The 25476-nt window shown below is 73.5% G+C and carries 29 protein-coding genes; 24 read left to right on the top strand and 5 right to left on the bottom strand.

All coding sequences use genetic code 11. The features are described from left to right. The first annotated feature begins 9 nt into the window (after positions 1-9). The 5 genes from Cs7R123_RS09045 (at position 10) to Cs7R123_RS09025 (ending at position 3520) form a co-directional block, all read left to right on the top strand. Positions 10-453 carry an FHA domain-containing protein gene (locus Cs7R123_RS09045; protein WP_212825093.1) on the top strand — a complete coding sequence of 148 codons (444 nt, stop codon included), beginning with the start codon at positions 10-12 and terminating at the stop codon, positions 451-453. Positions 454-512: 59 nt separating this feature from the next. Then, on the top strand, positions 513-1196 hold the full coding sequence (locus tag Cs7R123_RS09040) for a MerR family transcriptional regulator (RefSeq protein ID WP_212825091.1): 684 nt from the start codon (positions 513-515) through the stop codon (positions 1194-1196). Positions 1197-1329: 133 nt separating this feature from the next. After that, positions 1330-1794: a bifunctional nuclease family protein gene (locus Cs7R123_RS09035; RefSeq protein ID WP_144127411.1), complete on the top strand. Its 465-nt coding sequence runs from the start codon at positions 1330-1332 to the stop codon at positions 1792-1794. A gap of 147 nt (positions 1795-1941) precedes the next feature. After that, positions 1942-2538 carry a MerR family transcriptional regulator gene (locus Cs7R123_RS09030; protein WP_212825089.1) on the top strand — a complete coding sequence of 199 codons (597 nt, stop codon included), beginning with the start codon at positions 1942-1944 and terminating at the stop codon, positions 2536-2538. A gap of 142 nt (positions 2539-2680) precedes the next feature. Then, positions 2681-3520: an SDR family oxidoreductase gene (locus tag Cs7R123_RS09025; RefSeq protein WP_212825087.1), complete on the top strand. Its 840-nt coding sequence runs from the start codon at positions 2681-2683 to the stop codon at positions 3518-3520. Positions 3521-3740: 220 nt separating this feature from the next. Here Cs7R123_RS09025 and Cs7R123_RS09020 read toward each other — a convergent pair whose 3' ends face one another. Both Cs7R123_RS09020 and Cs7R123_RS09015 read right to left on the bottom strand, forming a co-directional pair. Next, positions 3741-3944 carry a hypothetical protein gene (locus Cs7R123_RS09020; RefSeq protein WP_212825085.1) on the bottom strand — a complete coding sequence of 68 codons (204 nt, stop codon included), beginning with the start codon at positions 3942-3944 and terminating at the stop codon, positions 3741-3743. Next, positions 3941-4573, bottom strand: coding sequence for a carboxymuconolactone decarboxylase family protein (locus Cs7R123_RS09015; protein ID WP_212825083.1), 633 nt, complete (start codon positions 4571-4573; stop codon positions 3941-3943). Before Cs7R123_RS09015 ends, Cs7R123_RS09020 begins: the two co-directional genes overlap by 4 nt. Positions 4574-4661: 88 nt before the next feature. On the opposite strand from Cs7R123_RS09015, the gene Cs7R123_RS09010 reads away from it, so the two are divergent. Beyond that, entirely contained in the window at positions 4662-5204 is a 543-nt protein-coding gene (locus Cs7R123_RS09010) for a TetR/AcrR family transcriptional regulator (RefSeq protein ID WP_212825081.1), read from the top strand. Between the two features lies 1 nt (position 5205). On the opposite strand, the gene Cs7R123_RS09005 is transcribed toward Cs7R123_RS09010, so the two are convergent. Continuing rightward, positions 5206-5952: a vancomycin high temperature exclusion protein gene (locus Cs7R123_RS09005; protein WP_308442877.1), complete on the bottom strand. Its 747-nt coding sequence runs from the start codon at positions 5950-5952 to the stop codon at positions 5206-5208. A 151-nt stretch (positions 5953-6103) separates the two neighbouring features. Here Cs7R123_RS09005 and Cs7R123_RS09000 point away from each other — a divergent pair, with 151 nt between their 5' ends. From Cs7R123_RS09000 to hypE, 15 genes are read left to right on the top strand one after another with little or no spacing between them, the layout of a single operon-like run. Then, positions 6104-6646, top strand: a complete 543-nt coding sequence (locus Cs7R123_RS09000; RefSeq protein WP_212825077.1) for a hypothetical protein — start codon at positions 6104-6106, stop codon at positions 6644-6646. Continuing rightward, on the top strand, positions 6643-6891 hold the full coding sequence (locus Cs7R123_RS08995; protein WP_212825075.1) for a HypC/HybG/HupF family hydrogenase formation chaperone: 249 nt from the start codon (positions 6643-6645) through the stop codon (positions 6889-6891). Before Cs7R123_RS09000 ends, Cs7R123_RS08995 begins: the two co-directional genes overlap by 4 nt. Then, a complete protein-coding gene (locus Cs7R123_RS08990) occupies positions 6888-7571 on the top strand; it encodes an SIS domain-containing protein (RefSeq protein WP_212825073.1) in 684 nt (227 codons plus the stop codon). The genes Cs7R123_RS08995 and Cs7R123_RS08990 overlap by 4 nt, the downstream gene beginning before the upstream one ends. Positions 7572-7585: 14 nt before the next feature. Then, positions 7586-8638 carry a hydrogenase expression protein HypE gene (locus tag Cs7R123_RS08985; protein WP_244871709.1) on the top strand — a complete coding sequence of 351 codons (1053 nt, stop codon included), beginning with the start codon at positions 7586-7588 and terminating at the stop codon, positions 8636-8638. A gap of 43 nt (positions 8639-8681) precedes the next feature. Then, positions 8682-10448 (top strand): nickel-dependent hydrogenase large subunit, encoded by a 1767-nt coding sequence (locus tag Cs7R123_RS08980; RefSeq protein WP_212825071.1) that lies wholly within the window; start codon positions 8682-8684, stop codon positions 10446-10448. After that, positions 10445-10996, top strand: coding sequence for a hypothetical protein (locus Cs7R123_RS08975; RefSeq protein ID WP_212825069.1), 552 nt, complete (start codon positions 10445-10447; stop codon positions 10994-10996). Before Cs7R123_RS08980 ends, Cs7R123_RS08975 begins: the two co-directional genes overlap by 4 nt. Next, positions 10993-11634, top strand: coding sequence for a DUF5947 family protein (locus Cs7R123_RS08970; RefSeq protein WP_212825067.1), 642 nt, complete (start codon positions 10993-10995; stop codon positions 11632-11634). Before Cs7R123_RS08975 ends, Cs7R123_RS08970 begins: the two co-directional genes overlap by 4 nt. Beyond that, a complete protein-coding gene (locus tag Cs7R123_RS08965; protein WP_212825065.1) occupies positions 11627-12283 on the top strand; it encodes a DUF6084 family protein in 657 nt (218 codons plus the stop codon). Before Cs7R123_RS08970 ends, Cs7R123_RS08965 begins: the two co-directional genes overlap by 8 nt. Then, positions 12265-13665, top strand: coding sequence for a hypothetical protein (locus Cs7R123_RS08960; RefSeq protein WP_212825063.1), 1401 nt, complete (start codon positions 12265-12267; stop codon positions 13663-13665). Before Cs7R123_RS08965 ends, Cs7R123_RS08960 begins: the two co-directional genes overlap by 19 nt. After that, positions 13662-14216, top strand: coding sequence for a hydrogenase maturation protease (locus Cs7R123_RS08955; RefSeq protein ID WP_212825062.1), 555 nt, complete (start codon positions 13662-13664; stop codon positions 14214-14216). The genes Cs7R123_RS08960 and Cs7R123_RS08955 overlap by 4 nt, the downstream gene beginning before the upstream one ends. Continuing rightward, positions 14216-14323, top strand: coding sequence for a hypothetical protein (locus Cs7R123_RS41080; protein ID WP_374706980.1), 108 nt, complete (start codon positions 14216-14218; stop codon positions 14321-14323). The genes Cs7R123_RS08955 and Cs7R123_RS41080 overlap by 1 nt, the downstream gene beginning before the upstream one ends. Then, positions 14320-14682 carry a hydrogenase maturation nickel metallochaperone HypA gene (locus Cs7R123_RS08950; protein WP_212825060.1) on the top strand — a complete coding sequence of 121 codons (363 nt, stop codon included), beginning with the start codon at positions 14320-14322 and terminating at the stop codon, positions 14680-14682. The genes Cs7R123_RS41080 and Cs7R123_RS08950 overlap by 4 nt, the downstream gene beginning before the upstream one ends. A 1-nt stretch (position 14683) precedes the next feature. Then, positions 14684-14956, top strand: coding sequence for a HypC/HybG/HupF family hydrogenase formation chaperone (locus Cs7R123_RS08945; RefSeq protein ID WP_212825058.1), 273 nt, complete (start codon positions 14684-14686; stop codon positions 14954-14956). A gap of 11 nt (positions 14957-14967) precedes the next feature. Then, entirely contained in the window at positions 14968-16095 is a 1128-nt protein-coding gene (hypD, locus tag Cs7R123_RS08940; protein WP_212825056.1) for a hydrogenase formation protein HypD, read from the top strand. Beyond that, complete coding sequence (gene hypE / locus Cs7R123_RS08935) at positions 16092-17174, top strand: hydrogenase expression/formation protein HypE (protein ID WP_212825054.1); 1083 nt, start codon at positions 16092-16094, stop codon at positions 17172-17174. Before hypD ends, hypE begins: the two co-directional genes overlap by 4 nt. 153 nt (positions 17175-17327) lie before the next feature. On the opposite strand, the gene Cs7R123_RS08930 is transcribed toward hypE, so the two are convergent. Further along, positions 17328-18056 carry a bifunctional 2-polyprenyl-6-hydroxyphenol methylase/3-demethylubiquinol 3-O-methyltransferase UbiG gene (locus Cs7R123_RS08930; protein ID WP_212825052.1) on the bottom strand — a complete coding sequence of 243 codons (729 nt, stop codon included), beginning with the start codon at positions 18054-18056 and terminating at the stop codon, positions 17328-17330. 176 nt (positions 18057-18232) lie between these two features. Between Cs7R123_RS08930 and Cs7R123_RS08925 the strand changes: the two genes are divergently transcribed. The 3 genes from Cs7R123_RS08925 (at position 18233) to Cs7R123_RS08915 (ending at position 22653) form a co-directional block, all read left to right on the top strand. Next, positions 18233-20059, top strand: coding sequence for a glycoside hydrolase family 76 protein (locus Cs7R123_RS08925; protein WP_212825050.1), 1827 nt, complete (start codon positions 18233-18235; stop codon positions 20057-20059). A gap of 61 nt (positions 20060-20120) precedes the next feature. Then, positions 20121-21266, top strand: coding sequence for a cytochrome P450 (locus tag Cs7R123_RS08920; protein ID WP_212825048.1), 1146 nt, complete (start codon positions 20121-20123; stop codon positions 21264-21266). A gap of 181 nt (positions 21267-21447) precedes the next feature. Continuing rightward, the gene (locus Cs7R123_RS08915; RefSeq protein ID WP_212825046.1) at positions 21448-22653 is read left to right on the top strand and encodes a cytochrome P450; all 1206 of its coding nucleotides are present in this window, start codon (positions 21448-21450) and stop codon (positions 22651-22653) included. Positions 22654-23097: 444 nt separating this feature from the next. Here the strand turns inward: Cs7R123_RS08915 and hypF are convergent, their stop codons facing one another. Further along, on the bottom strand, positions 23098-25389 hold the full coding sequence (hypF, locus tag Cs7R123_RS08910; protein WP_212825044.1) for a carbamoyltransferase HypF: 2292 nt from the start codon (positions 25387-25389) through the stop codon (positions 23098-23100). Positions 25390-25476: the final 87 nt, after the last annotated feature.

The raw sequence follows: 25476 nt of genomic DNA, 5'->3' as shown, positions 1-25476 counted from the left end.
GGTGGTCCGATGACGCGACCAGACGACGAGTTCCCCCAGCTCGACGTCACGTCGACCCTGCACCTCGGCAACCTGGAGGAGGCCCTGGAGGGCCCCGAATCCTCCGACGTGGTGCCGGGGCGGGTAGCCGGGCAGCTGCCGCCGGGCATGGCCCTGCTGGTGGTGCGCCGCGGCCCGAACGCGGGCGCGCGGTTCCTGCTGGACCACGACGTGACGACCAGCGGCCGCCACCCTGACAGCGACATCTTCCTCGACGACGTGACCGTGTCGCGGCGGCACGCGGAGTTCCACCGCGACGGCAACACCTTCACCGTGCGCGACGTGGGCAGCCTCAACGGCACCTACGTGAACCGGGAGCGGGTCGAGTCGGCCACGCTCAACAACGGCGACGAGGTCCAGGTCGGCAAGTTCCGCCTGCTGTACGTCGCCGGCCCGCGCGCCGAGGAGGCATGACAGCTGCGGTGCCGGCGTCGGCCGGCGGTGCGGGTGGGCCGGCGCGGGCACAGGCGTTGATGAGCATCGGTGAGGTGCTCTCTCAGCTGCGCTCGGACTTCCCTGACATCACCATCTCGAAGCTGCGCTTCCTGGAGACGGAAGGGCTGGTCGAGCCGCAGCGCACCGCGTCGGGCTACCGCAAGTACAGCCGGGACGACGTGGCGCGGCTGCGGTTCATCCTGTCCGCGCAGCGTGACCAGTACCTGCCCCTTCGCGTCATCCGGGAGCAGTTGTCCGAAGGCGCCCACCTGGTGCAGGCGCGCCCCACGCTGGTCGCGGTCGGTGACGACCACCGTCCCGAGCAGCGTGCGGCGGCCGAGGAGCCGGCGCACCTGCGCCTGCGGGCCCAGGAGCTGTGCACCCGCGCCGGGATCAGCGAGCAGCTGCTCGCCGACCTGGAGCAGCACGGCCTGGTCACGGTGCGCGCCGGGCAGTGGTACGACGGCGACGCGTTCGCCGTCGCCGAGGTCGCCGGCCAGCTCGCCGAGTACGGTGTGCAGCCGCGCCACCTGCGGGCGTACCGGGTCGCGGCCGACCGGGAGGCCGGCCTGTACGCGCAGCTGGTGGCTCCGCTGATGCGCCAGCACGACCCGACGGCGCGGGCGCGGGCCGCCGAGACGGTGCGGGAGTTGACCATGCTGTCGCAGCGCCTGCACGCGGCCCTGCTACGGTCCGGTCTCAACGACGCGCTCGGCGGCTGACGCACCCTCGAACGAGCCGAGCGTGTACGCAGGCGTGTAGCGTGCAGTAGGAGAGGCGAAAGGCGCGGTGCCGCACGGGACTCCGTACGGCGGCCCGGCCCGAGCCAGGGGCAGACGCGACGGAGGCGAAACGGTGCGCGAGCTGAGCGTGATCGGGGTTAGGGTCGAGCTGCCTACCAACCAGCCGATCGTGCTGCTGCGTGAGGTGGAGGGCGACCGGTACCTGCCGATCTGGATCGGCGCGGTCGAGGCGACGGCGATCGCCTATGAGCAGCAGGGGGTCAAACCCGCCCGCCCACTCACCCACGACCTGCTGCGCGATCTGCTGCAGGCGCTGTCGGCGCCGCTGAAGGCGGTCGAGATCGTCGAGCTCAAGGACAGCATCTTCTACGCCGACCTGCTGATCGGCGACTCGGTGCGGGTGTCGGCCCGGCCCAGCGACGCGATCGCGCTGGCACTGCGCGTGGGCGCGCCGGTGCGCTGCGCCGAGCGGGTGCTCGACGAGGCCGGCATCATCATCCCGGACGAGCAGGAGGACGAGGTGGAGAAGTTCCGCGAGTTCCTCGAGCAGGTCCGTCCCGAGGACTTCGCGAGCTGACCGGCGTCCGGGCGTGCCGCTAACGATCGGTGCGCGAAAAGGTGACGCGTTGGAGCCTGATTGTGGCGTGTCGCGACGTTACCTCCCCGCCTGCGGCGACCGTGCGCTATAGGCTGACCACGTCGACACTCGGCGGGAGGTAGTCGCATGCACCAGCTCCATGGCTTCGGCGTGCCCGAGGGCGGGGATCATGAGCCCGACCCAGGCGGTTCGCTGGGTTACCGTGGCGTGACCGCGTGCCACGCGGTCGGGATCAGTTACCGGCAACTCGACTACTGGGCGCGTACCGGCCTGGTGGTGCCGAGCATCCGGGACGCGTCCGGCTCGGGCACGCAACGCCTCTACTCCTTCCGCGACCTGGTCGTGCTGAAGGTCGTGAAGCGACTGCTGGACGCCGGGGTGTCGCTGCAGAACATCCGCCGCGCCATCGAGACGCTCCAGGCGTACGAGGCCGAGGACCTGGCCACCATCACCCTCATCTCCGACGGCACCTCGGTCTACGACTGCCGCTCGCCGGAGGAGGTCGTCGACCTGCTGCAGGGCGGCCAGGGCGTGTTCGGCATCGCCATCGGGGGCGCGTTCAAAGAGGTGCAGGGCTCGCTGTCGCACCTGCCGGCCGAGCGCGGCACCGAAGTGGACGAGCCGACGGCCCCCGCGGCCGCGGTCCCGTTCGCACCGGCCGTGCTGCCGCTGGGCGTCACCGACGAGCTGGCCGCGCGCCGCGCCCGCCGTCGCGCGGGCTGAGCAGACGGTAGACGTGAATCACAAAACGTACGTGATTCACTCCAGTCTGTAAGTTTACATTGCTGTGAGTCACCGCTCCCTGCCACTCTGATCCGGCACGTCCACACGCGAACGTGCACGTCAGACGGAGGGACTGAGGTACATGGGTAGACGGTGGCTGGTCACGGGCTGTTCCACCGGGCTCGGCCGCGCGCTGGCGCAACGGCTCGCCCAGGAGGGGGAGCAGGTGCTGGCGACCGCGCGCGACCCGCGCACGCTGGCCGACCTGACCGACCGGCATCCTGAGCTGCTCACCGCGGCGCTGGACGTCCGCGACCCGGAGCAGTGCGAGGCCGCGGTGGCCCGCGCGCAGGCCGCGTTCGGCGGCATCGACGTGCTGGTCAACAACGCGGGCTTCGGCCAGTTCGGCACGGTCGAGGAGGTGTCCGACGCCGAGCTGCACGGCCAGTTCGACACCAACGTGTACGGTCCCTGGCGCCTGACCCGGCTGGTCCTGCCGCTGTTCCGCGCCCAGGGCCACGGGCACGCCGTCTTCGTGAGCTCGGTGGCGGGGCAGGTGCCGTTCCCGGGGCTGTCGGCGTACACGGCGAGCAAGTTCGCGCTGGAGGGGCTGGCCGAGACGCTGGCCGCCGAGGTCGCGCACCTGGGCGTACGGGTGACGCTGGTGCAGCCCGGCGGGTTCGCCACCAGCTACGGCAGCTCGACCGTGCTGCCCGAGCAGCGCGTGGACGCCTACGAGGCGGTCGCCGGGCCGATGCTGGTCGGCATCCGCACGATGAACGAGAACCCGGCCATCAACTCGCCGGAGCTGTTCGCCGACGCGGTGTTCCACGTGGCCGGGATGGCGAACCCGCCGCTGCGCCTGCCCGTCGGGCCGGACGCGCGCGAGTACCTGGGCGCCGCGTACACGGCCCGGACCAAGGAGTTCGACGACGTCACCGCCGCCGGCCTGCACCTGGGCCGCCCCTCCGCCCAACCCTGACCACCCAGCCCAGCCCGGCCCGGCGCGGCCTTCGGCCTCGCCCCTCGGCCTCGGCCAGGTCATGATCGCCGGTTGAGGTCAGAATCTGCGCTGAAAATGCACTCTCTGACCGACAACAGCGATCATGCGCGCAGCCGCACGTGATCATGCGCGCAGCCGCACGCCAGGAAGGGCACCCTCTACATCGGATTCCGATGAGAAGGTGCCCTTCCTTGCTCTTTCAGCGGGTGGGGCAGGTGATCAGGTGCAGGGCGGGCGCCGACACGAGCTGGACGTCGTCGCGCCCCGGCACGCGGACGTTCACGAAGCCGCCCTCCAGCGCGAAATCCACCTCGGCCAGCTCCGCCACCGGCAGTCCGGCCGCGTTGAGCAGGTGGTAGCCGGGGATCAGCCGGATCGAGCCCCGGCGCCAGTCGCGGGTCATGCGGCCACCGCCGCAGTCTCGGCCACCGTCGCGTTCTCGGCAGGCGCCACGGTCCCGGTGGGCGCGGTCCCGGCCAGCGCTGCGGTCTCGGTGGGCGACGGGGGGTCGGCCAGGGCCGGAGCGGGCGGGAAGTCCAGCTCCGGTTGGGCCAGGTGGTTGAAGTAGTTCGACAGGGTGTTCAGCGCGACGTGGGCGACGATCTCGGCCAGCTCGGCGTCGGTCACCCCGGCCGCACGGGCTGCGGCCAGCGAGGCGTCGGAGACCCGGCCGCCGGTGCGCATGACCTCCCGGGCCAGCCCCAGCACCGCGGCGGCGTGCGGGTCGCGGTCGTCGGCGTGCCGGGTGGCCGCCAGCTCCTCGTCGGACAGCTTCATCATCCGCCCGCGCAGGTGGTGCGCGCTGACGCAGTAGTCGCAGCCGTTGTCCTGCGCGACGAGCAGGGCCAGCTGCTCGCGCAGCCGGGCGGTGAGCGCGCCGCGGGTGAGCTCGTGGCGCAGGGCGAGGTAGCCGGCGAGGGCCGCGGGGCCGTTGGCCATGGCGGCGTAGAGGTTCGGCACCCGGCCGAGCTGGGCCCGGACCTGGGCGAGCTGCTCGGTGGTGTCCTCGGTGAGCTGAGGTAGGCGCGGCACGGCGTCCTCCAAAACGGTACTGATCGGTTCCGTTTCCAAACGGTACTGAGTGGTTCCGTTTCTGTCAACGCGCCGGTATGCTGGCCCTATGCCGACCCGAGCCCGCGAGCGACTGCTCGACACCGCCGAGGAGCTGTTCTATGCCGACGGCATCCGCGCGGTCGGGCTGGAACGGATCCTGAGCACCTCCGGCGTCGGCCGGGCCTCCTTCTACCGCCACTTCGCCGGCAAGGACGAGCTGGTCGTGGCGGTGCTCCAGCGCCGCGACGAGCGGTGGCGGCAGTGGCTGGACGAGCGGGTGGCGCAGCTGGGCGGCGACCCGCTGGCGGTGTTCGACGCGATCGCCGAGCGGTTCGACCGGGCCGACTTCCGCGGCTGCGCCTTCATCAACTCGATGATCGAGTCGGCCGACCCGGACAGCGGTGCGCACCAGGTCGCCGCCGCCCACAAGCAGGCGCTGACCCGGTATGTCGCCGGGCTGCTGGCCGCGCACGGGGCCGCCGATCCGGACGCGACGGCGCAGCGGTTCGTGCTGCTGATGGACGGCGCGACGGTCACCGCGCTGCGCGAGCGCAGCTCCGCCCCGGCCCAGCGGGCCAGGGAACTCGCGTCACTGCTACTGGCGGCCTAGCTCAGTCGCGCAGGGCGTCCTCGACGCCGGTCTCGTGCCGCCCGAGGAACACCGGGTCGCGGCCGGTCAGCGTGTCGAACGCGGCCTTGACGCAGGCGCCCTGCTCGCGGATGACGCCCTGGGTCCAGAAGCTCTCGAACCGGCGCACCGAGTCGTCGGCGACGCCGTCGGTCTCGATGCCCGCGTCGCGGCACAGGGTGACCGCCCGCGCGATGTGGTAGCTCTGGGTCACCACGATCGCCTTCTGCACGCCGAAGATCCGCGCCGCCCGCTGGCAGGAGTCGTACGTGTCGAAGCCCGCGTGGTCGGTGACCACCTTGCCGAACGGCACGCCGCGCCGGACCAGCCAGTCGCGCATCGTGTCGGGCTCGTCGTAGGACCACTGCGCGTGGTCGCCGGAGACGAGGATGGCGCGGACCTTGCCGGTGTCGTACAGCTCCTTGGCGATGGCGAGCCGGGCCTCCAGGAACGCCGAGGGCACCCCCGTGTCGTGCACCTTGGCGCCGAGCACCAGCGCGACCGGTGCCTGCGGGACGTCCTGCACCGAGTACACGTGCCCGGCGGCGCTCCACCGGATCCAGCCGATGCTGCCCGCCGCGACCAGCACCCCGGCCAGCGTGCCCCACAGCACCACCCGGACCGCGCGGCGGCGCCACCGCGTGAGGCGGCCCGGCGCGGGCCGCGCGGCAGGCTGCTCACCGGTGTCGGGCTGGTCGGCGGCGTCGGGGTGGGGCTGGTCGTCGGACACGAGCGCATCATCGGGTACGCCCGCGAGCGTCCGCAACACCGGCCACCGCAACGTGACCGAGCGACTACCGAACGCGACCGGTGGCGGGCGATTTGCGCGTGTTGTGGTGATCAGACCGCTATGGTGAACCACGACGGAGGAGGGGAGCGCCATGACGACGCCCGCGGTCGACTCGCCGGCGAAGCGGCGCGAGCAGCCCGGCCTCGCCCTGGTCACCCTCGCGCCCGCCCTGGTCGGCGCCGCCGCCGCCCTGGCCGGGCGCCTCGGCGGGGGCGGCACCCTGCACGTCTTCGGCGACGGCGACGCCGAGTCCGACGCCCACCATGTGGCCGTCGAGTTCGTACACCCGGTGATCGTCGGCAAGCCTGCCCTGCCCGCGCTCGCGCACCCGGCCGCCCGCGCCGCCCACCGGCTGCGCCACACGGCCGAACCGCGCGACGTCGCGCTGGCCCTGTGCGGCCCGGATCCGGCCGCGGTCGAGCCCGGCCTGCACGCCGCCGCCGAACGGGGCCTGCTCGCGCTGGTGCTGTGCGGGCCGCGCCCGCCGCAGGCCCCCGCCGCGCACACCCTGGCCCTGCCCGCCGACGACCCGCTGATCCTGCGCGAGCTGCGCGTCAGCGCGTACCACCTGCTCTGGGAGCTGGCGCACGTGCTGCTGGAACACGACGGCGCGCGGCGCGGAGGATCAGCATGAGCGTGCGGTTGGCGATCCTGGCCGAGTTGCGGGCTGCCGCACGGCCGACCGAGTCCTGTGTGACCTGCTCCGACACCGCGGTTCCGGCCACGGTCGTGGCGCTGCGGCCCGACGGGCTGGCGATGGTCGACGCGGGCGGCACGGTCGAGGAGATCAGCGTGGCGCTGGTCGACGCCCGGATCGGCGACACGGTGCTGGTCCACGCGGGTGAGGCGATCGCGGTGCTGCCGGAGGTGGCGCCGTGACGGCGGTCGGCCGGGCCGCGCCGGCCGGGCTCGGCGCGCTCTACCCCTTCCTGTACGGCGACGCCCCCGCACCCGACGCCACCGCCGACCTCGTCGCCTCCACCGAGGCCAAGCTGCGCGAGACCGCCCTGCTGCGCGCCGACGCGCTCACCGGGCACGCCGCCGTCCTGCGCCACTGCGCCGCCGTGCTGGCGGTCGCCTTCCGGGCGGGCGCCCGCCTGTACGCCTTCGGCAACGGCGGCAGCGCCACCGACGCCCAGGCCTGCGCCGACCTGTTCGCCGAACCGCCCGTGCCCGCGCCGGGCCTGCCCGCGTACGCGCTGTCCGCCGACGGCGCGGTGCTCAGCGCGCTGGCCAACGACGTCGGGGTGGAGGCGGTGTTCGCGCGGCAGCTGGCCGCGCTCGCCCGCCCCGGCGACATCGCGGTCGGCTTCTCCACCAGCGGAAACTCCGCCAACCTGGTCGCCGCGTTCGGGCAGGCGCGGCGGATCGGCATGGTCACCGTCGGCTTCGCAGGCGGGTCCGGGGGCGCGCTGGCCGAGGCGGGGCTCGACCACTTGTTCGTCGTGCGGTCGCCGTCGGTGCACCGCATCCAGGAGGCGCAGACCACCGTCTGCCACGTGCTGTGGGAACTGGCCACGGCCGCGGGGTCGGGGTACGGGCCAGAGCACAGGGGGTGAACGACGTGGGTGCCGTGAAGACGTCCTCCGCCGGAGCCGCGGTGGACGAGAAGCCGATCCACCTTCTCTGGATCAACGCCGGGCTGAGCTGCGACGGCGACTCGGTGGCGCTGACCGCTGCCACCCAGCCCAGCATCGAGGAGATCGCGCTGGGCGGCCTGCCCGGCCTGCCGAAGATCGCGGTGCACTGGCCGCTGATCGACTTCGAATGCGGCCCGGAGCAGGGCGCCGACAACTTCATCGAGTGGTTCCACAAGGCCGACCGAGGCGAGCTGGAGCCGTTCGTGCTGGTCATCGAGGGGTCGATCCCCAACGAGGCGATCAAGGAAGAGGGCTACTGGGCCGCGTTCGGCAACAACCCGGCCACCGGGCAGCCGATGACCACCAGCGAGTGGCTGGACCGGCTCGCGCCCAAGGCGCTGGCCGTGCTCGCGGTCGGCACGTGCGCCACGTACGGCGGGATCCATGCGATGTCGGGCAACCCGACCGGGGCCATGGGCGTGCCCGACTACCTGGGCTGGGACTGGCGGTCCAAGGCCGACATCCCGATCGTGTGCGTGCCCGGCTGCCCGATCCAGCCCGACAACCTCGCCGAGACCATCACGTACCTGCTCTACCAGGCGGCCGGGCAGGCGCCGATGATCCCGCTCGACGACAAGCTGCGCCCGCAGTGGCTGTTCGGGATGACCGTGCACGAGGGCTGCGACCGGGGCGGCTTCTACGAGCAGGGCCAGTTCGCCAAGGCGTACGGCACACCCGAGTGCATCGTGAAGCTCGGCTGCTGGGGCCCGGTGGTCAAGTGCAACGTGCCCAAGCGCGGCTGGATCAACGGCGTCGGCGGCTGCCCCAACGTGGGCGGCATCTGCATCGCCTGCACCATGCCCGGTTTCCCGGACAAGTTCATGCCGTTCATGGACGAGCCGCCCGGCGCGCACGTCTCGGCCAACGGCAGCGGCATGTACGGCGCCATGATCCGCCGCCTGCGCGGCATCACCGCCAAGACCGTGGACAAGGAGCCCAAGTGGCGCCACCGCGGCACCGAACTGACCACCGGCTACCACCGCTGACCGGCTTGCTCGCGACGGGAAGGGCTGAACAACCGATATGACCATGCAGCAGGAGCGTGAGGGCCTGGTCGAGATGTCGTGGGATCCGATCACCCGGATCGTCGGCAGCCTCGGCATCTATACGAAGATCGACTGGAAGCAGAAGCAGGTCGTCGAGGCGTACAGCACCTCGTCGGTCTTCCGCGGCTACAGCATCTTCATGAGGGGCAAGGATCCGCGCGACGCCCACTTCATCACCAGCCGCATCTGCGGCATCTGCGGCGACAACCACGCGACCTGCTCGGTGTACGCCCAGAACCAGGCGTACGGCGTGCAGCCGCCGCACCTGGGGGAGTGGATCGTCAACCTCGGCGAGGCCGCCGAGTACATGTTCGACCACAACATCTTCCAGGAGAACCTGGTCGGGGTGGACTACTGCGAGCGGATGGTCCGCGAGACCAACCCCGGGGTGTGGGAGAAGGCCAAGAACACCCCGGCGCCGGGCGCGGCGCAGCACGGCTACAAGACCATCGCCGAGATCATGACCTCGCTCAACCCGCTGGAGGGCGAGTTCTACCGCGAGGCGCTCCAGGTCAGCCGGTCCACCCGGGAGATGTTCTGCCTGATGGAGGGGCGCCACGTGCACCCGTCCACGCTGTACCCGGGCGGCGTCGGCACGGTGGCCACGGTGCAGCTGTTCACCGACTACCTGACCCGGCTCATGCGCTACGTCGAGTTCATGAAGCGGGTCGTGCCCATGCACGACGACCTGTTCGACTTCTTCTACGAGGCGCTGCCCGGCTACGAGAAGGTGGGGCAGCGGCGGGTGCTGCTGGGGTGCTGGGGCGCGCTCAACGACCCCGACCACTGCGACTTCACGTACGAGCGGATGACCGACTGGGGCCGCAAGATGTTCGTGACGCCGGGCATCGTGGTCGACGGCAAGCTCGTCACCAACGACCTGGTGAAGATCAACCTCGGCATCCGCATCCTGCTCGGCAGCTCCTACTACGACGACTGGCAGGGCGAGCAGGTCTTCGTACACCGCGACCCGCTGGGCAACCCGGTCGACGTGCGCCACCCGTGGAACCAGCACACCCTGCCCAAGCCGCAGAAGCGCGACTTCGACGGGGCGTACTCCTGGGTCATGTCGCCGCGCTGGTTCGACGGCGCCGACCACCTGGCCCTGGACACCGGCGGCGGCCCGATCGCGCGGCTGTGGTCCACCGCCCTGTCCGGCCTGGTCGACATCGGCTACGTGAAGGCCACCGGCCACAGCGTGATCATCAACCTGCCGAAGACGATGACCAAGCCCGAGGTCAGCTTCGAGTGGAAGATCCCGCAGTGGAGCAACGCCCTGGAGCGCAACCGGGCCCGCACCTACTTCCAGGCGTACGCCGCCGCCGTCGCCCTGCACGCCTGCGAGAAGGCGCTCGGCGAGGTCCGGGCCGGGCGCACCCAGACCTGGGAGCCGTTCACGGTGCCCAAGGACGCCAACAGCTGCGGGTTCACCGAGGCGGTGCGCGGCGTGCTGTCGCACCACATGGTCATCCGGGACGGGAAGATCGCCAACTACCACCCGTACCCGCCGACGCCGTGGAACGGCAGCGTGCGCGACCGGTACGGCACGCCCGGCCCCTACGAGGACGCGGTGCAGAACACCCCGATCTTCGAGGAGAACTCGCAGGAGAACTTCAAGGGCATCGACATCATGCGCGCCGTACGCAGCTTCGACCCGTGCCTGCCGTGCGGGGTGCACATGTACACCGGCAACGGGACGGTGCTGCGCAAGCTGCACACCCCGCACGTGTTCGCGTCCGGCAACGCATGAGCGGCGACCTGGACCTCGAACTGGACCCGCACGCCGTCGGTGAACGGGTGCAGGCCCGGCTCGACGAGGTGGAGCGCGCGGGCGGCCCGGCCGCCCGCGCCGCCGCGGACGACGCCGTACGCGAGCTGATGCTGCTGCACCAGGTCGCCCTGACCCGGCTCCTGCACGGCCTGACCGCGCTGCCCGGCACCGCCGCCGCGCTGCCGGGGCTGGCCGCCGACGAACTGGTCGGCGGCCTGCTCGCCCTGTACGACCTGCACCCGGTGCCGCTCGCCGACCGCGTCGCCGCCGCGCTGCCCCGGGTGGCCGGCAAGCTAGGCCGCGAGGTGGCGCTGCTCGGCGTCGACGCCGACGGCGTCGCCCACGTGGCGCTGACCGCCTCCGGCTGCGGCGGCGGCTGCGGCGGCTCGGGCGCGGCCGCGGCCGAGGCGCTGACCCGGGCGGTGCAGCAGGCGGCGCCGGAGGTCGTCGAGGTGCGGGTGCAGGAGCGGGCCGCGCCCGCGCCGCTGCTCCAGATCGGACGGCGCGACGCCGGTGTGCCCGCATGACCCTGCGCCGCTACCTGCGCCCGGCGGCCGGGCCGGCCCCGGGCGCCCCGGCCCCGGCGGACACCGAGCGGTGCGAGCTGTGCGGGGCGCCGCTGCCCGAGCGGCACGACCACCTGGTCGACCGCCACTCCCGCGCGCTGCCCTGCGCCTGCCGCCCCTGCTGGCTGCTCTTCCCCGCGCCGTCCGCCACGGGCGGCGCCGCGCGCTACGCCGCGATCCCCGACGCCGTCACCGCGCTGCCCGGCTTCCCGCTCACCGAGCGGGAGTGGGCCGCCCTCGACCTGCCGGTCCGGCTCGCGTTCGTCTACCGCGACAGCGCCCTGCACCACCCTGTCGCGCTCTACCCGAGCCCGGCCGGTGCCGCCGAGTCCCCGCTGGCGGCCGACACCTGGGCCGAGCTGCTGGCCCGGCACCCCGCCACCGCCGCCCTGCCCGAGGACGTGGCCGCGCTGCTCATGCACCGGGGCGACCAGGGGCCGGAGTGCTTCGTTGTCCCCATCGACGCCTGCTACCGCCTGGTCGGGCTGGTGCGTACGCACTGGCGCGGCTTCGACGGCGGCGAGCAGGCCCGCGCCGCCGTCGCCGGGTTCCTGGACGAGGTGCGCGCGGGCGCGAGGACGGAGGCCGCAGTTGCTTGAGCTCGACTTCACCTGCCTGGACGTGCAGGCCCAGCGCTGGGCCGCCGCGCCCACGCTGCGGCTGCGCCTGGGCGTGACCGGCCCCGGGGACGTACGCGTGCACGCCGGGGTGCTCACCTGCCAGCTGCGGATCGACCCGCGCGGCCGCGACTACACCGACGCCGAGGCGCAGAAGCTGGCGTGCGTCTTCGGTGAACCGGCCCGCTGGGCGGCGAGCATGCAGCAGCTCCAGTTCGCCACGGTCACCGCGATGCTGCCCGGGTTCACCGGCCGCACCGAGATGGAGCTGCTCGTGCCCTGCTCGTACGACCTGGAGGTCGGGCTCGGCAAGTTCTTCCACGCCCTGTCCGGCGGGGAGGTGCCGCTGACGCTGCTGTTCAGCGGCACCGTGTTCGTGGCGGGCGAGGCGGGCGTGCAGGTGGCGCGGGTGCCGTGGGACCGCGAGGCGGCCTACCGGATGCCCGCGGCGGTCTGGCGCGACCTGATGGACCTCTACTTCCCGGACTCGGCGTGGATCCGGCTGCGCCGCGACACCACCGACGCGCTGCTGCGCTACCAGGCCCGGCACGCGGTGCCGACCGCCGACGCGGCGCTGGCCGGGCTGCTGGCGGCCCAGCCGGAGGAGGCGGCGTGTCCGGCTCCCCGCTGAGCGACCCGTTCGAGCAGGCCCGCACGGTCGCCGACGCGGTGCTGTACGAGGGCTACCTGCTGTACCCGTACCGCGCCGACGCGGCCAAGAACCAGTTGCGCTGGCAGTTCGGCGTGCTGGTGCCCCCGTCGTACGCCTCCGACGCGCACGGCGAGTACGCCACCTGCCAGACCCAGCTGCTGGCCGAGCCCGGCCCCGACGCGGTGCTGCGCTGGCGGCTGCGCTTCCTGCACGCCGTCACCCGCACCGTCGAGGCGGCGACCCCGGACGGCTGGGCGCCGCGCGAGTCCGCCGAGCACGACGGCGTGCTGCACCTGACCTTCGACGAGACCGCCGAGGAGTCCGTCGACGTGGCGGTCCCGCTGTGGCCGCTCGCGGACGCCCCGGACGACGTGACCCCCTTCGCCGTCCCGGGTGCCGAGCAGATCGAGCAGCTCAGCCCCGACCTGCGGCTGCGCCGCGTACGCCGTCCCCTCCAGGGCGTTCTGCGCCTGCGCGTGGAGCGGCTGCCCGGCCCGTACCGCGTGCTGCGCCTCACGTGCGCGGTGGAGAACCGCACCGAGACCAGATCTTGTGCGTCTGGTGCTGCCGGGGCGACACCAGACGCACAAGATCTGGACAGGCAGCGTGGCGATCGGCCGCAGGCGCTGCGGTCGTCGCTGATCGCGGCGCACAGCGTGTTCGCGCTGAGCGCCGGCGGGTTCGTGTCGGCGCTCGACCCGCCGGAGTGGGCGAAGGCGGCGGTGCGCGACTGCCGCAATGTGCGCACCTGGCCGGTGCTGCTGGGCGAGCCGGGACGCACCGACGCGGTCCTGTCCGCGCCGGTGATCCTGTACGACCACCCCGTCGTCGCGCCCGAGAGCCCCGGCGAGACGTTCGACTCGCTGGAGATCGACGAGCTGCTGGTGCTGCGCACGCTCACGCTCACCGACGCGGAGAAGCGGCAGGTCCGGGCCACCGACGCGCGGGCGGACGCGCTGCTGGGCCGGGCCGAGACGCTGCCGCCGGAGCTGTTCGAGCGCCTGCACGGCGCGATCCGGCAGCTGCGCCCGGTCGGCGTCGCGGCGGACCCGTTCCGGACCACGGCGCCCTGGTGGGACCCGGGCGCGGACGCGGGCGTCGACCCGGCCACCGACACGGTGGTGGTCGACGGGGTCGCGGTCGGCGCCGGGTGCAAGGTGCGGCTGCGGCCGGGCGGGCGGCGTACCGACGCGCAGGACATGTTCCTGGTGGACCGGGTCGCGACGGTCCACGCCGTGCTGCTCGATGTGGACGGCTCGACCCACCTGGCCGTCACCGTCGACGACGATCCGGCCGCCGACCTCCAGGTCGAGCAGGGCCGGTTCCGCTACTTCGCACCGGAGGAGGTGGCCCCCGCATGACGACCCGGGTGCTGATCGCGGGCCTGGGCAACATCTTCCTCAGCGACGACGGTTTCGGCGTCGAGGTCGCGGCGCGCCTGGCGGCGCAGCCGCATCCGGAGTGGGTACGGGTGGCCGACTACGGCATCCGCGGCATCCATCTGGCGTACGACCTGATGGACGGCTACGACGCGACCGTGCTCGTCGACACCGACCAGCGCGGCGACGTCCCCGGCACCGTGCGCCTGGTCGAGATCACCGCCGAGGACCGCGCCGCCGACCGCGCGGCCGGGGACGGCGTGCTCGTCGATCCGCACGGCATGCAGCCCAACCGGGTGCTGCACCTGCTGGACAGCTGCGGCGGCGACCCCGGCCGGGTGCTGCTGGTCGGCTGCGAGCCGCTGGCGCTGGAGGAGGGCATCGGGCTGAGCCGCCCGGTGCTGGCCGCCGTCGACGTCGCGGTCGTCCTGGTGCGGCAGCTGTGGGACGCCGGGCCCCGGTCGCTGCTGGAGCAGAGCGTTTCGTCAGGTACGTCGAGTCTGTCAGGTCCATCGAGGAGAGGGGCACCGTGATGTTGTGGAAGAAGGTCGTGGCCGGGCTGGTGCTGGCCGGAGCGGCGGCGCTGGTGATCCAGTCGCTGCCGGACATGAAGCGGTACCTCAAGATGCGCAGCATGTGAGCGGGGGACGGATGCACGAGATCGGGCTGTGCGAGAGCATTCTCGCGGCGGTGCGGCAGCGGGCCGAGGGGCGCGCGGTCGACCGGCTGAAGGTGCGCATCGGGGTGCGGCACGGGGTGGCCGAACCGGCGCTGCGCGACGGGTTCGCGCTGGTGGCCACCGGCACCACGGCGGACGGGGCGCAGATCGAACTGGTCACGGTGCCGGCCCGGGTGGTCTGCGGGGGCTGCGGCCACGAGGGGGAGACGCTGGCGCTGCCCGCGATCTGCGGCGAGTGCGGCAGCGCGCGGGTGACGGTGTCGGGCGGGGACGACCTGATCCTGGAGGAGCTGCACCTCATCGACCGGGCGGTGCGCTGACATGTGCCTCGGTATCCCCGGCGAGGTCGTCGAGTTCCACACCGACCGCCCCGACCTGGCCCAGGTCGACGTCTCCGGCGTACGCCGGGCCATCAACATCGGGCTGCTGGAGCCCGGTGAGGTCGGTATCGGCGACTGGGTGCTGATCCACGTCGGCTTCGCCCTGTCCAAGATCGACGAAGCGGAGGCGAAGGCGGCGATGGAGTTCCTGGAGAGCATCGGCCAGGCCTACGCCGACGAGCTCGCCGCCCTCCAGTCGTCCACCATCGAGTAGGGGAGCGGTCGATGCGCTTCGTGGATGAGTTCCGCAACGCCGAGCAGGCCCGCGCGCTGGCCGCCCGGATCGCGGCCCGGTGCGAGCCGGGCCGGCACTACAAGTTCATGGAGGTGTGCGGCGGGCACACCCACACCATCTACCAGCACGGGCTGGAGGACTACCTGCCCGAGCAGGTCGAGCTGGTGCACGGGCCGGGCTGCCCGGTCTGCGTGATCCCGATGGGCCGCGTCGACGACGCCATCGCGATCGCACGCCGCCCCGAGGTCATCCTCGCCTCGTTCGGCGACATGATGCGGGTGCCCGGCGGCGCCGGGTCGTTCCTGGACGCCAAGGCCGCCGGGGCCGACATCCGCATGGTCTACTCCCCGCTGGACGCGCTGAAGCTCGCCCGCGCCGACCCCGACCGCGAGGTCGTGTTCATGGCGATTGGGTTCGAGACCACCGCCCCCAGCACGGCCGTCACGGTGCGCCGTGCCGCCGCCGAGGGGCTGGCCAACTTCTCGGTCTTCTGCAACCACGTGACGATCATCCCGGCGGTCAAGGCCATCCTGGACTCGCCCGACCAGCGCCTCGACGGGTTCCTGGGGCCGGGGCACGTCTCCACGGTGATCGGCTGCGAGCCGTACCGGTTCATCGCCGAGCAGTACGGGAAACCGCTGGTCACAGCCGGATTCGAGCCGCTGGACATCCTGCACTCGATCGACATGCTGCTGGCCCAGCTCGCCGAGGGGCGCTGCGAGGTGGAGAACCAGTACAGCCGCGTCGTCCCCTGGGACGGCAACCTCACCGCGCTCAAGGTCCTGTCCGACGTGCTGGAACTGCGCCCGTTCTTCGAGTGGCGCGGCCTGGGGTTCATCGCCCACTCCGCGCTCAAGCTCACCGAGCGCTACGCCGCCTTCGACGCCGAGCGCCGCTTCGCCGTCCCCGGCGTACGCGTGGCCGACCCGAAGTCGTGCCAGTGCGGCGAGGTGCTCAAGGGCGTGCTCAAGCCGTGGGAGTGCAAGGTGTTCGGCACCGCGTGCACCCCGGAGACGCCGATCGGCACCTGCATGGTGTCGCCGGAGGGCGCCTGCGCCGCGTACTACAACTTCGGCCGCTTCCACCGGCGGCGCCTGCTGGAGGTGACGGCCCGATGACCGCCGAGCTGACCGAGGCGTCGGTGCTCGACCGCATCGGCCGGGCCCGCCGCGCCCGCGCCCGGGTGCGCGAGGAGCGCCTGACCATGGCCCACGGGGCGGGCGGCAAGGCGACCGCGAGCCTGGTCGAGGCGGTGTTCCTGGAGGCGTTCGACAACCCGGAGCTCAGTGCGCTCGACGACGCGGCGGCGCTGACCCTGGCCGGTGCCCGGCTGGCGTTCACCACCGACTCGTACGTGGTCAAGCCGCTGTTCTTCCCCGGCGGCGACATCGGCGACCTCGCCGTCAACGGCACCGTCAACGACCTGGCCGTGGCCGGTGCCCGGCCCTGCTTCCTGTCGGCCGGCTTCATCCTCGAAGAAGGCCTGCCGGTCGCGGACCTGACCCGGATCGTCGCGTCCATGGCGGCGGCCGCCCGTGCCGCCGGGGTGAGCATCGTCGCCGGGGACACCAAGGTCGTGCCGCGCGGCCTGGCCGACGGCTGCTACATCACCACGGCCGGGGTGGGCGTACGCGAGCACGACCGCGACTTCGGCGTGCACCTGGCCCGCCCCGGCGACGCGGTGCTGGTGTCCGGCCCGATCGGCGACCACGGCATGACCGTGCTCGTCGCCCGGGGCGACCTGGACCTGGAGGCGGATCTGCGCTCGGACACCGCCGCGCTGACCGGTCTGGTCGACGCCCTGCTCGCGGCCGCCGGGGACGGCGTACGCGGGATGCGCGACGCCACCCGGGGCGGGGTGGCGACCATCCTCAACGAGGTCGCCCGCGCCGCCGGGGTGACGGTCGTGGTCGACGAGGCCGCGGTGCCGGTGCGTCCGGGCGTACGCGGCGCCGCCGAACTGCTCGGCATCGACCCGCTGTACGTGGCCTGCGAGGGCCGCCTGGTCGCGGTGGTCGCCCCCGAGCAGGCCGACGCCGCCCTGGCCGCCCTGCGCGCCCACCCCCTGGGCGACCAGGCCGCCGTCATCGGCCGCATCGACGCCGACCCCGCCGAACTGGTCCTGCTGCGCACCCGCTTCGGCGGCACCCGCATCGTCGACCTCCTGGTGGGCGACCCTCTCCCGCGTATCTGCTGACGCCCTCCCCACCCGCCCCCGGCCCGGCCCGGCCCCAAGATCGGCCAACTTGCCGGGCAATCGGGCGAATGAGGGCCCAAGATACGCCCGATTGCCCGGCAACTTGCGCGATCTCGGGGACGCGTCCGGCCGAGGAGCCGGGGCGGGGCGGGGTCAGGGGAGCGGGCGGGCGAGGTAGACGTGTTCGAGGCCGGGGCGGTCGGGGGCGTCGCGGACGTCGAGGAGGGCGAAGCCGCACGCGGCCAGGGACTGCTCCACCTCGGCACGGTCGCGAAAGCGCAGCGTCGAGTCGGAGACGACCACCTGCCCGTCGGCGGCGAACGTGTACGTGAACCGGAACGACACGTACGGCAGATCCACCCCGGTCAGCTCGAAGCGCTGCTCGACCGCGCCGATCCCGGGCACCTCGCGCACGGTCGTGCCCTGCTCTGCGGCCCACTGCTCCCAGACGCGCGCCTGCGGCCGCCGGGCCTCGAACACCAGCGTCCCGCCGGGTGCCAGACAGCGGGCCATGCCGCGCAGGGCGGCGGCCCAATCGTCGTCGCCGAGGAACACCTGGGCGACGTTGCCGGTGAGCACGGCCAGGTCCGCGCCGAGGGCGGGCAGGGCGGCGGCGTCGCAGTGCAGCCAGGTGACCCGCTCGGCGCCGGGCTTGGCGCGGGCGACCCGCAGCGACGCCTCGGCCGGGTCGGCCCCGGTGACCCGGTAGCCGCGTCCCGCGAGCAACACGGCGAGCGAGCCGGTGCCGCAGCCGACGTCGACCACGTGGGCGGGGCCGTGCTCGGCTGCGATGGCCAGGTAGTGGTACAGGTCGGCGCGGTCGCCGTCGAAGGTGTCGTACACCTGGGCCAGCCGGGGGTGGGCGAAGATCTCGTCGGGCACGGACGCAGGCTAGCCCGTTCTGGCACGTCCGCGAGGTGGACAGCCAACCGTTAGGTTTGTTAACTTCGATCCCTCAAACATCGACAGATACCAACGGAATACCTGTTGGTACGTGCCGGAACTCGTGTGAACTCCGACCGGCGCTCCGGTCGGACGGCCGGAACGAGGTGGATCCGATGCGGAAACCGACCCTCCTGCTGGTGGCACTGGTCGCCGCGACCGCGGGCACTGTCGTCGTGGCGGCACCGGCCGCCGGGGCGGCCACGGTGTGCTCGCTCTACTGCGACACCCGTGACCCGTCCCTGGCCCGGCAGGAGCTCTTCCCCGTGCCTGAGGTCAACCTCAACGGGCGCCGCCTGGTCCTGCACGTGTCCGACACCGACAGGATGGCGTGGGGCAGCATCGACAACGGCCTCACCGGCGACTCGGTCTGGCTCGACCGCAGCTGGACCGACGGCTCCAGCTGGGACGGTCTGCTGGGCAAGGCCGGCATTCCCGCGACCTGGACGGGCACCCGCACGCTGATGTACAACCTGGCCGATCCCGCCGCCCACCGCCGGGGCATGATCCGGGCCTGCGGCGACGCGGGCGGGGTCACCTGCACCGCCTGGGTGTACCCGAAGGTCTGCGACGCCGTCTGCGACGGGGCCGACCCGGCCACCGCCGTCGGCGACAGCCAGCCCGTCCCCGGCACCGTGCTCAGCAACCGCCGCATCGACCTGCACATCGACAGCCGCGGCCTGGCCTGGGCCACGCTCGGCACGGGCGCCGCGGGCGACGAGGTGTGGCTGGACCGCTCCTGGGACGAGGGCGCCTCGTGGCCCGGCGGCTCGTCGCTGGGCCGGATCAGCGTCCCGTCCGGTGCCACCTCGGTCCGCACCACGATGGTCAACACCCGGGACCCGCGCTCGCTGCTCTACGGCGGGGCGGTGCGGGCCTGCGGGCGGGCGACCGGCAGCGCCAACGGCAGCTGCACCGCCTGGGCCCGGCCCGCCGCCGACCGGCCGGCCGCCGCGGCCGACGCGCTGGCGTACGCGTACCGCACCGACACCGCGTGGTGGCCGTCGAGCTGGTGGAACTCCGCGGTCGCGGTCACCGCGCTGGGGGACTGGTCGGGCCGCACCGGCCGCACCGACTACCGGTGGCTGATCGACCGGACCTACGAGCTGAACAAGGGCGTCATCCCGGCGGGGCAGAAGAGCGGCGACGCGGTCGAGGGCAACTTCATCAGCCGCGCGATCGACGACACCGGCTGGTGGGGGCTGGCCTGGGTGCAGGCGTACGACGTCACCCACGACGCCAAGTACCTGAACACCGCCGTCGCGATCGGCGGCTACATGTCCTCGTACTGGGACGGCACCTGCGGCGGCGGGGTGTGGTGGAACCGCGAGCGCACCTACAAGAACGCGGTCACCATCGGGCTGTACATCCGGCTGACCGCCGCGCTGCACAACCGCATCGCCGGCGACACGCTGTGGCTGGGCCGGGCGAACGCGGGCTGGAACTGGTTCGCCGCCAGCGGGATGATCAACGGGTCCAAGCTGGTCAACGACGGGATCACCGGCGGCTGCGCCAACAACGGGCAGACCGTGTGGACGTACAACCAGGGCCTGGCCATCGGCGGGGCGGTCGAGCTGTGGCGGGCCACGGGCAACGCGGCGCTGCTGACCTCGGCCCGCCAGCTCGCCGACGCGGCGATGAGCTCGACCGTGCTGACCCGCTCCGGCATCCTGACCGAGTCCTGCGACCCGGCCAACAGCTGCGACGACAACCAGAAGCAGTTCAAGGGCATCTTCATGCGGTATCTGATGGACCTGGCCGACGCCTCCGGGGTCGCCGCGTACCGCACGTACGCCCAGCAGCAGGCCGATGCGATCTGGCAGTCCGACCGCGACAGCCTGAACCGCATCGGCCAGCGCTGGACCGGCGCCACCCCGAACGCGCGGGACTGGCGCACGCAGGCGTCCGGGCTGGAGGCGCTGCTGGCCGCCACGGCACATTGACAGCAATTAATCGACATGTTCCGATATACGGGTCAGCCGCCGCTGGGGCCCGGGAGGTCGCGTGTCGAGTACCGCGCGCAGCGCCCCACCCGTCGGCCCCGGGCTGCTGCCGCTGCTCGCGCGGCTGCGGGACCGCGACGGAGACGTGTTCACGGTGCCCGGCGCGGGCCTGCACGTGGCCGACCCGGCGCTGGCCAAGGCGGTGCTCGCCAACGCCGGTGGGGACTTCGCCGAGCACTCCGACTTCTTCGCCACGGCGACCGGGTTCCTCGCGCCCCGGCAGGCGCAGCAGCGGATAGCCCGCGAGGCGCGGGACCTGCTCGCGGCGTACACCGCCGCCCACGCGGCCGACCTGCCGCGCCTGGTCGGCACGCACCTGGCGCCCGGCGCCGCGATGCCCGACGCGGCCAACCGGCTGCTGCACGAGCACCTCGGCCCGGCCCTGCTCGGCCCGGCCACCGCCCCGGCCGTACGGGCCGTCGTCGCCGAGGTCGTCACGCACGCGGTGCTCGCCGGAGCGCGGCAGCGGCGCGGGCGGCTGCGGCGGGCGCTGCTGCGGCACCGGGCGTACGCGGCACTGGCCGCCGAGACCACCCGCCGCCGCGCGGACCCCGCCCACGACCCGGCCGACCTGCTCGACGTCGTGGCGCTCGCGCTGCCCGACGGGTACGACCCCGCCGACGCGGTCGACGTCTTCCTGAGCCTGCTGTTCGCCACCGTCGGCTCCACCGGTTTCCTGCTGTCGTGGACGCTGTACCTGGTCGGACGCCATCCCGATCAGGCCGGTGCGCCCCCGGCGGCGCTGGTGCGCGAGGCCCTGCGGCTGTGGCCGGTCGCCTGGCTGTTCGGCCGCCCGGTGGCGCGGGCGCACGACCTCGGGCCGGTGCGGGTCGAGCCCGGCCAGACCGTCCACGTCTGCGCGTACCTGGCCCACCGCCATCCCGGGCACTGGCCCGAGCCGGACGGGTTCCGCCCGGACCGCTGGCGCGACGGACCGCACGGCGCCTTCCTGCCCTTCGGCTTCGGCGCCCATGCCTGCACCGGCGCGGCCGTGGCCACCGGGCTGGCCGCCGACGTGGTCGCGCTGGTGCTCGCCTCCTACGACGTCGCCGTCCTCGACGACGGCGGACAGCCACAGGTCGGCCCGGCGCTGGCACCGCCGCCGCACCGGGTCCGCCTGACCCCGCGTAGCGGCGAGAGGAGGTGATCGTGATGCGTCGGCTGTTCCAGTCGCTCAAGCTGCACCTGCACCTGCGGGAGCGCCGCCACGCCCAGGATGGTTCGTCCACCTGGCCGGTGTGGATCATCTACCACCACATCTGATCGCCGCCGCCGCGGACGCCAGCGTGCTCGCCGCCGTCCGCGGCCCGTACCGATGAGGAAGCCGCATGCCTCCGGAGCAGGCCGGACCCGTCGAGCAGCTGCGCCGCCGGCACGCCGCCGAGGGCGACGTGTTCCGGATCGACGCGGCGACAACCGCCATCCTCGACCCCGACCTCGCCACCGCCGTCAACTGCGCCAACTTCGCCGAGCAGGACGTCGCCGACCCGCTCGGGGACCTGCTCGCGGGGCGCCGCGGGCCCGCACCCTGGCAGCGCGTACGCGCCGCGTGGCAGCCGGTCCTGCGGCAGCTCAGCGGCCCGGACACGGTCGCCGCGCTGTACCGGCGGATGGTCGACCTGGCCGCCGAGCGGGCCGGCCGCGAGGTCGACCTCACCGCCTTCGCGCACGAGGTCTGCACGTACGCCCTGCTGCCCGTCGTCGTCGCCGGGCTCGGCCCGCGCGGGCTGGCGCGGCTGCGCCGCGACGTGCGGATCGGGTTCACCGAGCTGTCGGCGGTGCCCGCCGCCCCCGGCCGGGCCGCCCGCCTGCGCACCACGTGGGCCGAGGTCGCGACCGGCCTGACCGTCCGCGCCGAACTGCGGGCGCGGGCAGCCGGGCGCCGCCCGCGCCGTCCCGACCTGGCCGACCCGCTCGTCGACCTGCTGCCCGACCTCGGCTACGGCCGCGCCGTGGACGCGGTGACCGCGCTGCTCACCGCGATCGCCGGGCCGCCCGGCGCCGTGGCGGCCTGCCTGCTGCTGGCGCTGCGGCAGCATCCGCAGTGGGCCGACCGGATCGGCGCGGAACTGGCCAGGCTGGAACCCGGGGCGCTGCATCGGCCCGGGGCGGCGCCGCTGACGCACCGCTTCGTCAAGGAGGCGCTGCGGATGTGGAGCCCGCCGCTGCTCCTGCTGCGCCCGGTCCGGGTGCCGGTCACCGTGGACGGGCTGTCCCTGGCGGTGGGGGAGCGGTATCTCGTCAGCCCGTACCTGATGCACCACGATGCGCGCCGGTGGGAGCGGCCCGACGAGTTCGACCCCGACCGCTGGCTGCCGGGCTCGGGGGCCGGCGCGGGTGCCTTCGTCCCGTTCGGACTGGCGCCGAAGTCGTGCGTCGGCGCCGGGCTGGGCCTGGTCCAGCTGTTGGCGTTCTGCCGCCTGGCCACCACCGACCTGCGCATCGAACCCGCACCCGGCCCACCGCCCCCGGTGGCGCTACGGGCCGTCGCCGTCCCCACCACCCTCCGCGGCACCATCACCCTCACCCCCTGACCCCCACCCGCCCCACCACCACCGCCGCCCCCTCCCTCCGCGTTGATCATGAACTTATGGCCGGGTTCGGCGGCGTGTCGCCACCCTGGCACCGTGATCGATTCAGTGGTGGGTGCCAGTGCGGGGCCTGGGTGGCGGGAAGGTTTCGGACACGGCGATCACTCCTGCGTGATCGCTGTTTCCGGTCAGAACCCGGGGCTGGACAGCAGCGATCGACCGAAAACGGCGATCTCCACGTGAAGATCGCGGCCTGCGGGCGGAATCGGCCGCTGAGGGCTTCGCGGCGTCGGCCTACTTGAGCTCACGGGTCAGCGCCGGTGGCGAGGTCGGTCCGCGTGCCGCCACCACCGAATCGATCACGGTGCCGGGGTGGCGACACGCCGCCGAACCCTGCCATAAGTTCATGATCAACGTGAAGGGGGAGGGGCGGGGGGTGGGTGGGGGTTAGTGGTTGAGGGTGGCGGCGATGGCGGCTTGGCCGAGGCTGATGCCGGCGTCGTTGGGGGGGACGAGGCTGTGGGTCAGGACGCGGAAGCCGGCTGCGGTCAGGCGGTCGGTCACGCCGGTCAGCAGCAGGACGTTCTGGAAGACGCCGCCGGACAGGGCCACCGTGCCCAGCCCGTGCCGCTCGCGCACCAGTACGCAGGTCGCGGCCACCAGGTCGGCGAGCCCCGCGTGGAACCGCGCGGCGATCACCGGTACGGGCACGCCGTCGAGGCGGTCGGCCACCGCGGCCCGTACCAGGTCGGCGCCTGCAAGCGTGAGCAGCGCCGCCTCCTCGACCCGGGCCGGGTATCCGGGCTGCGGCGGTGCGCCGGCGGCGGCCCGTTCCAGTTCGATCGCGGCCTGCCCCTCGTAGCCGACCTCGTCGCGCAGGTCGAGCAGCGCCGCCACGGCGTCGAACAGCCGCCCCGCGCTGGAGGTCAGCGGGGAGTTCAGGCGCTGCCGGGCGGCCGAGCGCAGCGGGGGCCACCGGTCGGCGTGCCGCTCGACGACGGGCAGCGGGGGCAGCTCGCCGAGGCTGTCCAGGTAGGACAGGGCCATCCGCCAGGGCTGGCGCACCGCGGCCGCGCCGCCGGGCATCGGCACCGGCGCCAGCCGGCCCACCCGGGTGTACGACGCCAGGTCCGCCACCAGGAACTCCCCGCCCCACAGCGTGCCGTCGCCGCCGTACCCGAGGCCGTCGAAGGCGACCCCGAGCACGGGGTCCCGCTCGCCGTGCTCGGCCAGGCAGGAGGCGATGTGCGCGTGGTGGTGCTGCACCCCGAGCAGCTCCACCTCGTCCAGGCTGTGCGCGTACCCGGTGGACAGGTACTGCGGGTGCAGGTCGTGGGCGACCAGTTCCGGGGTGATCCCGAGCAGCCGCCGCAGGTGGTCGACCCCTTCGGTGTACGACCGGTACACCGCCTCGTTCTCCAGGTCGCCGATGTGGTGCGACAGCACCGCCTGGGTGCCGGTGGCCAGGCAGAACGTGTTCTTGAGCGTGGCGCCGCAGGCCAGGATCGGGCGGCGGGCCGCCACCGGCAGGGTCAGCGGGCGCGGCACGTACCCGCGCGAGCGGCGCAGCAGCAGCGGGCGGCCGCGCACCACCCGGGCGACCGAGTCGTCGGTGCGGGTGCGGATCGGCCGGTCGTGGGCCAGCATGGCGTCGGCGATCCCGGCCAGCCGCGTCGCGGCGTCGTCGTCGCGGTACGCGATCGGCTCGTCGGAGACGTTGCCGCTGGTCAGCACGATGGGGTGGGCGGCGGCGCGCAGCAGCAGGTGATGTAGCGGCGTGTAGGGGAGCATGACGCCGTACTCGTGGCAGCCGGGCGCGACGGCGTCGGCGATGCGGTGCGGGCTGCGGCGGCGCCGGGGCAGCAGCACGATCGGCCGGGCCGGGTCCGCCAGCAGCCCGGCGGCGGCCGGGTCGACCTCGACGAGTTCGGCGGCCTCGCTCAGCCCGGCCGCCATCAGCGCGAACGGCCGGTCCTCGCGGTGCTTGGCCGCCCGCAGGCGGGCGGCGGCGCTCGGGTGGGTGGCGTCGACGGCCAGGTGGTAGCCGCCCAGCCCCTTCACGGCGACGATCGCGCCGTCGCGCAGCAGCCGGGCCGCGGTCGCGATCGGGTCGCCGGTCAGTGGTTCGCCTGACGGCAGGGCGCTCAGGCGCAGGCGGGGGCCGCAGCCGGGGCAGCAGACCGGCTGGGCGTGGAAGCGGCGGTCGGCGGGGTCGGCGTACTCGGCGGCGCAGGGGCCGCACAGGGCGAACCCGGCCATGGTGGTGCTGGCGCGGTCGTACGGGACGGCGGCGACGATGGTGAACCGGGGGCCGCAGTGCGTGCAGTTGGTGAACGCGTACCCGGCGCGGCGGCCGGTGGCGGCCAGCGTCTCGTCCAGGCACGCGGAGCAGGTGGCGGCGTCGGGGGAGATCTGGGTCGTCTGCGCCCCGGCCGGGTCGCTGCCGACGATGCGGAAGCCGCGCGCTCCGGTCGGCGGCAGCGGGTGCGCCGCCACCGAGTCGACCACGGCCAGGGGTGGGCGCTCGCGGTCGAGGGCGGTCAGGAAGGCGTCCAGCGCCTCCGGCGGCCCCTCGGCCTCGATGAACACCCCGCGCGGGTCGTTGCCGACGTGGCCGTGCACGCCGAGCCGGTGCGCGAGGGTGTACACGAACGGGCGGAACCCGACGCCCTGCACGATCCCGGCGACCCGCACCGCCAGCCGCGCCTCCGCACCCACTTCAGCCGACTTTTCCGACATGTCACTGATTCTCGCCCGCGCGTGCCGCCGCGATGATCGCGACTTGCGGTCAGAACGTCGGTTTCTAGCACACACCCGAACCGGAAA

Source organism: Catellatospora sp. TT07R-123, from assembly GCF_018327705.1.
Taxonomy (GTDB): Bacteria; Actinomycetota; Actinomycetes; order Mycobacteriales; family Micromonosporaceae; genus Catellatospora.
The sequence above is the reverse complement of the archived record's forward strand: the minus strand, read 5'-3'. Positions and strand labels throughout refer to the sequence as shown.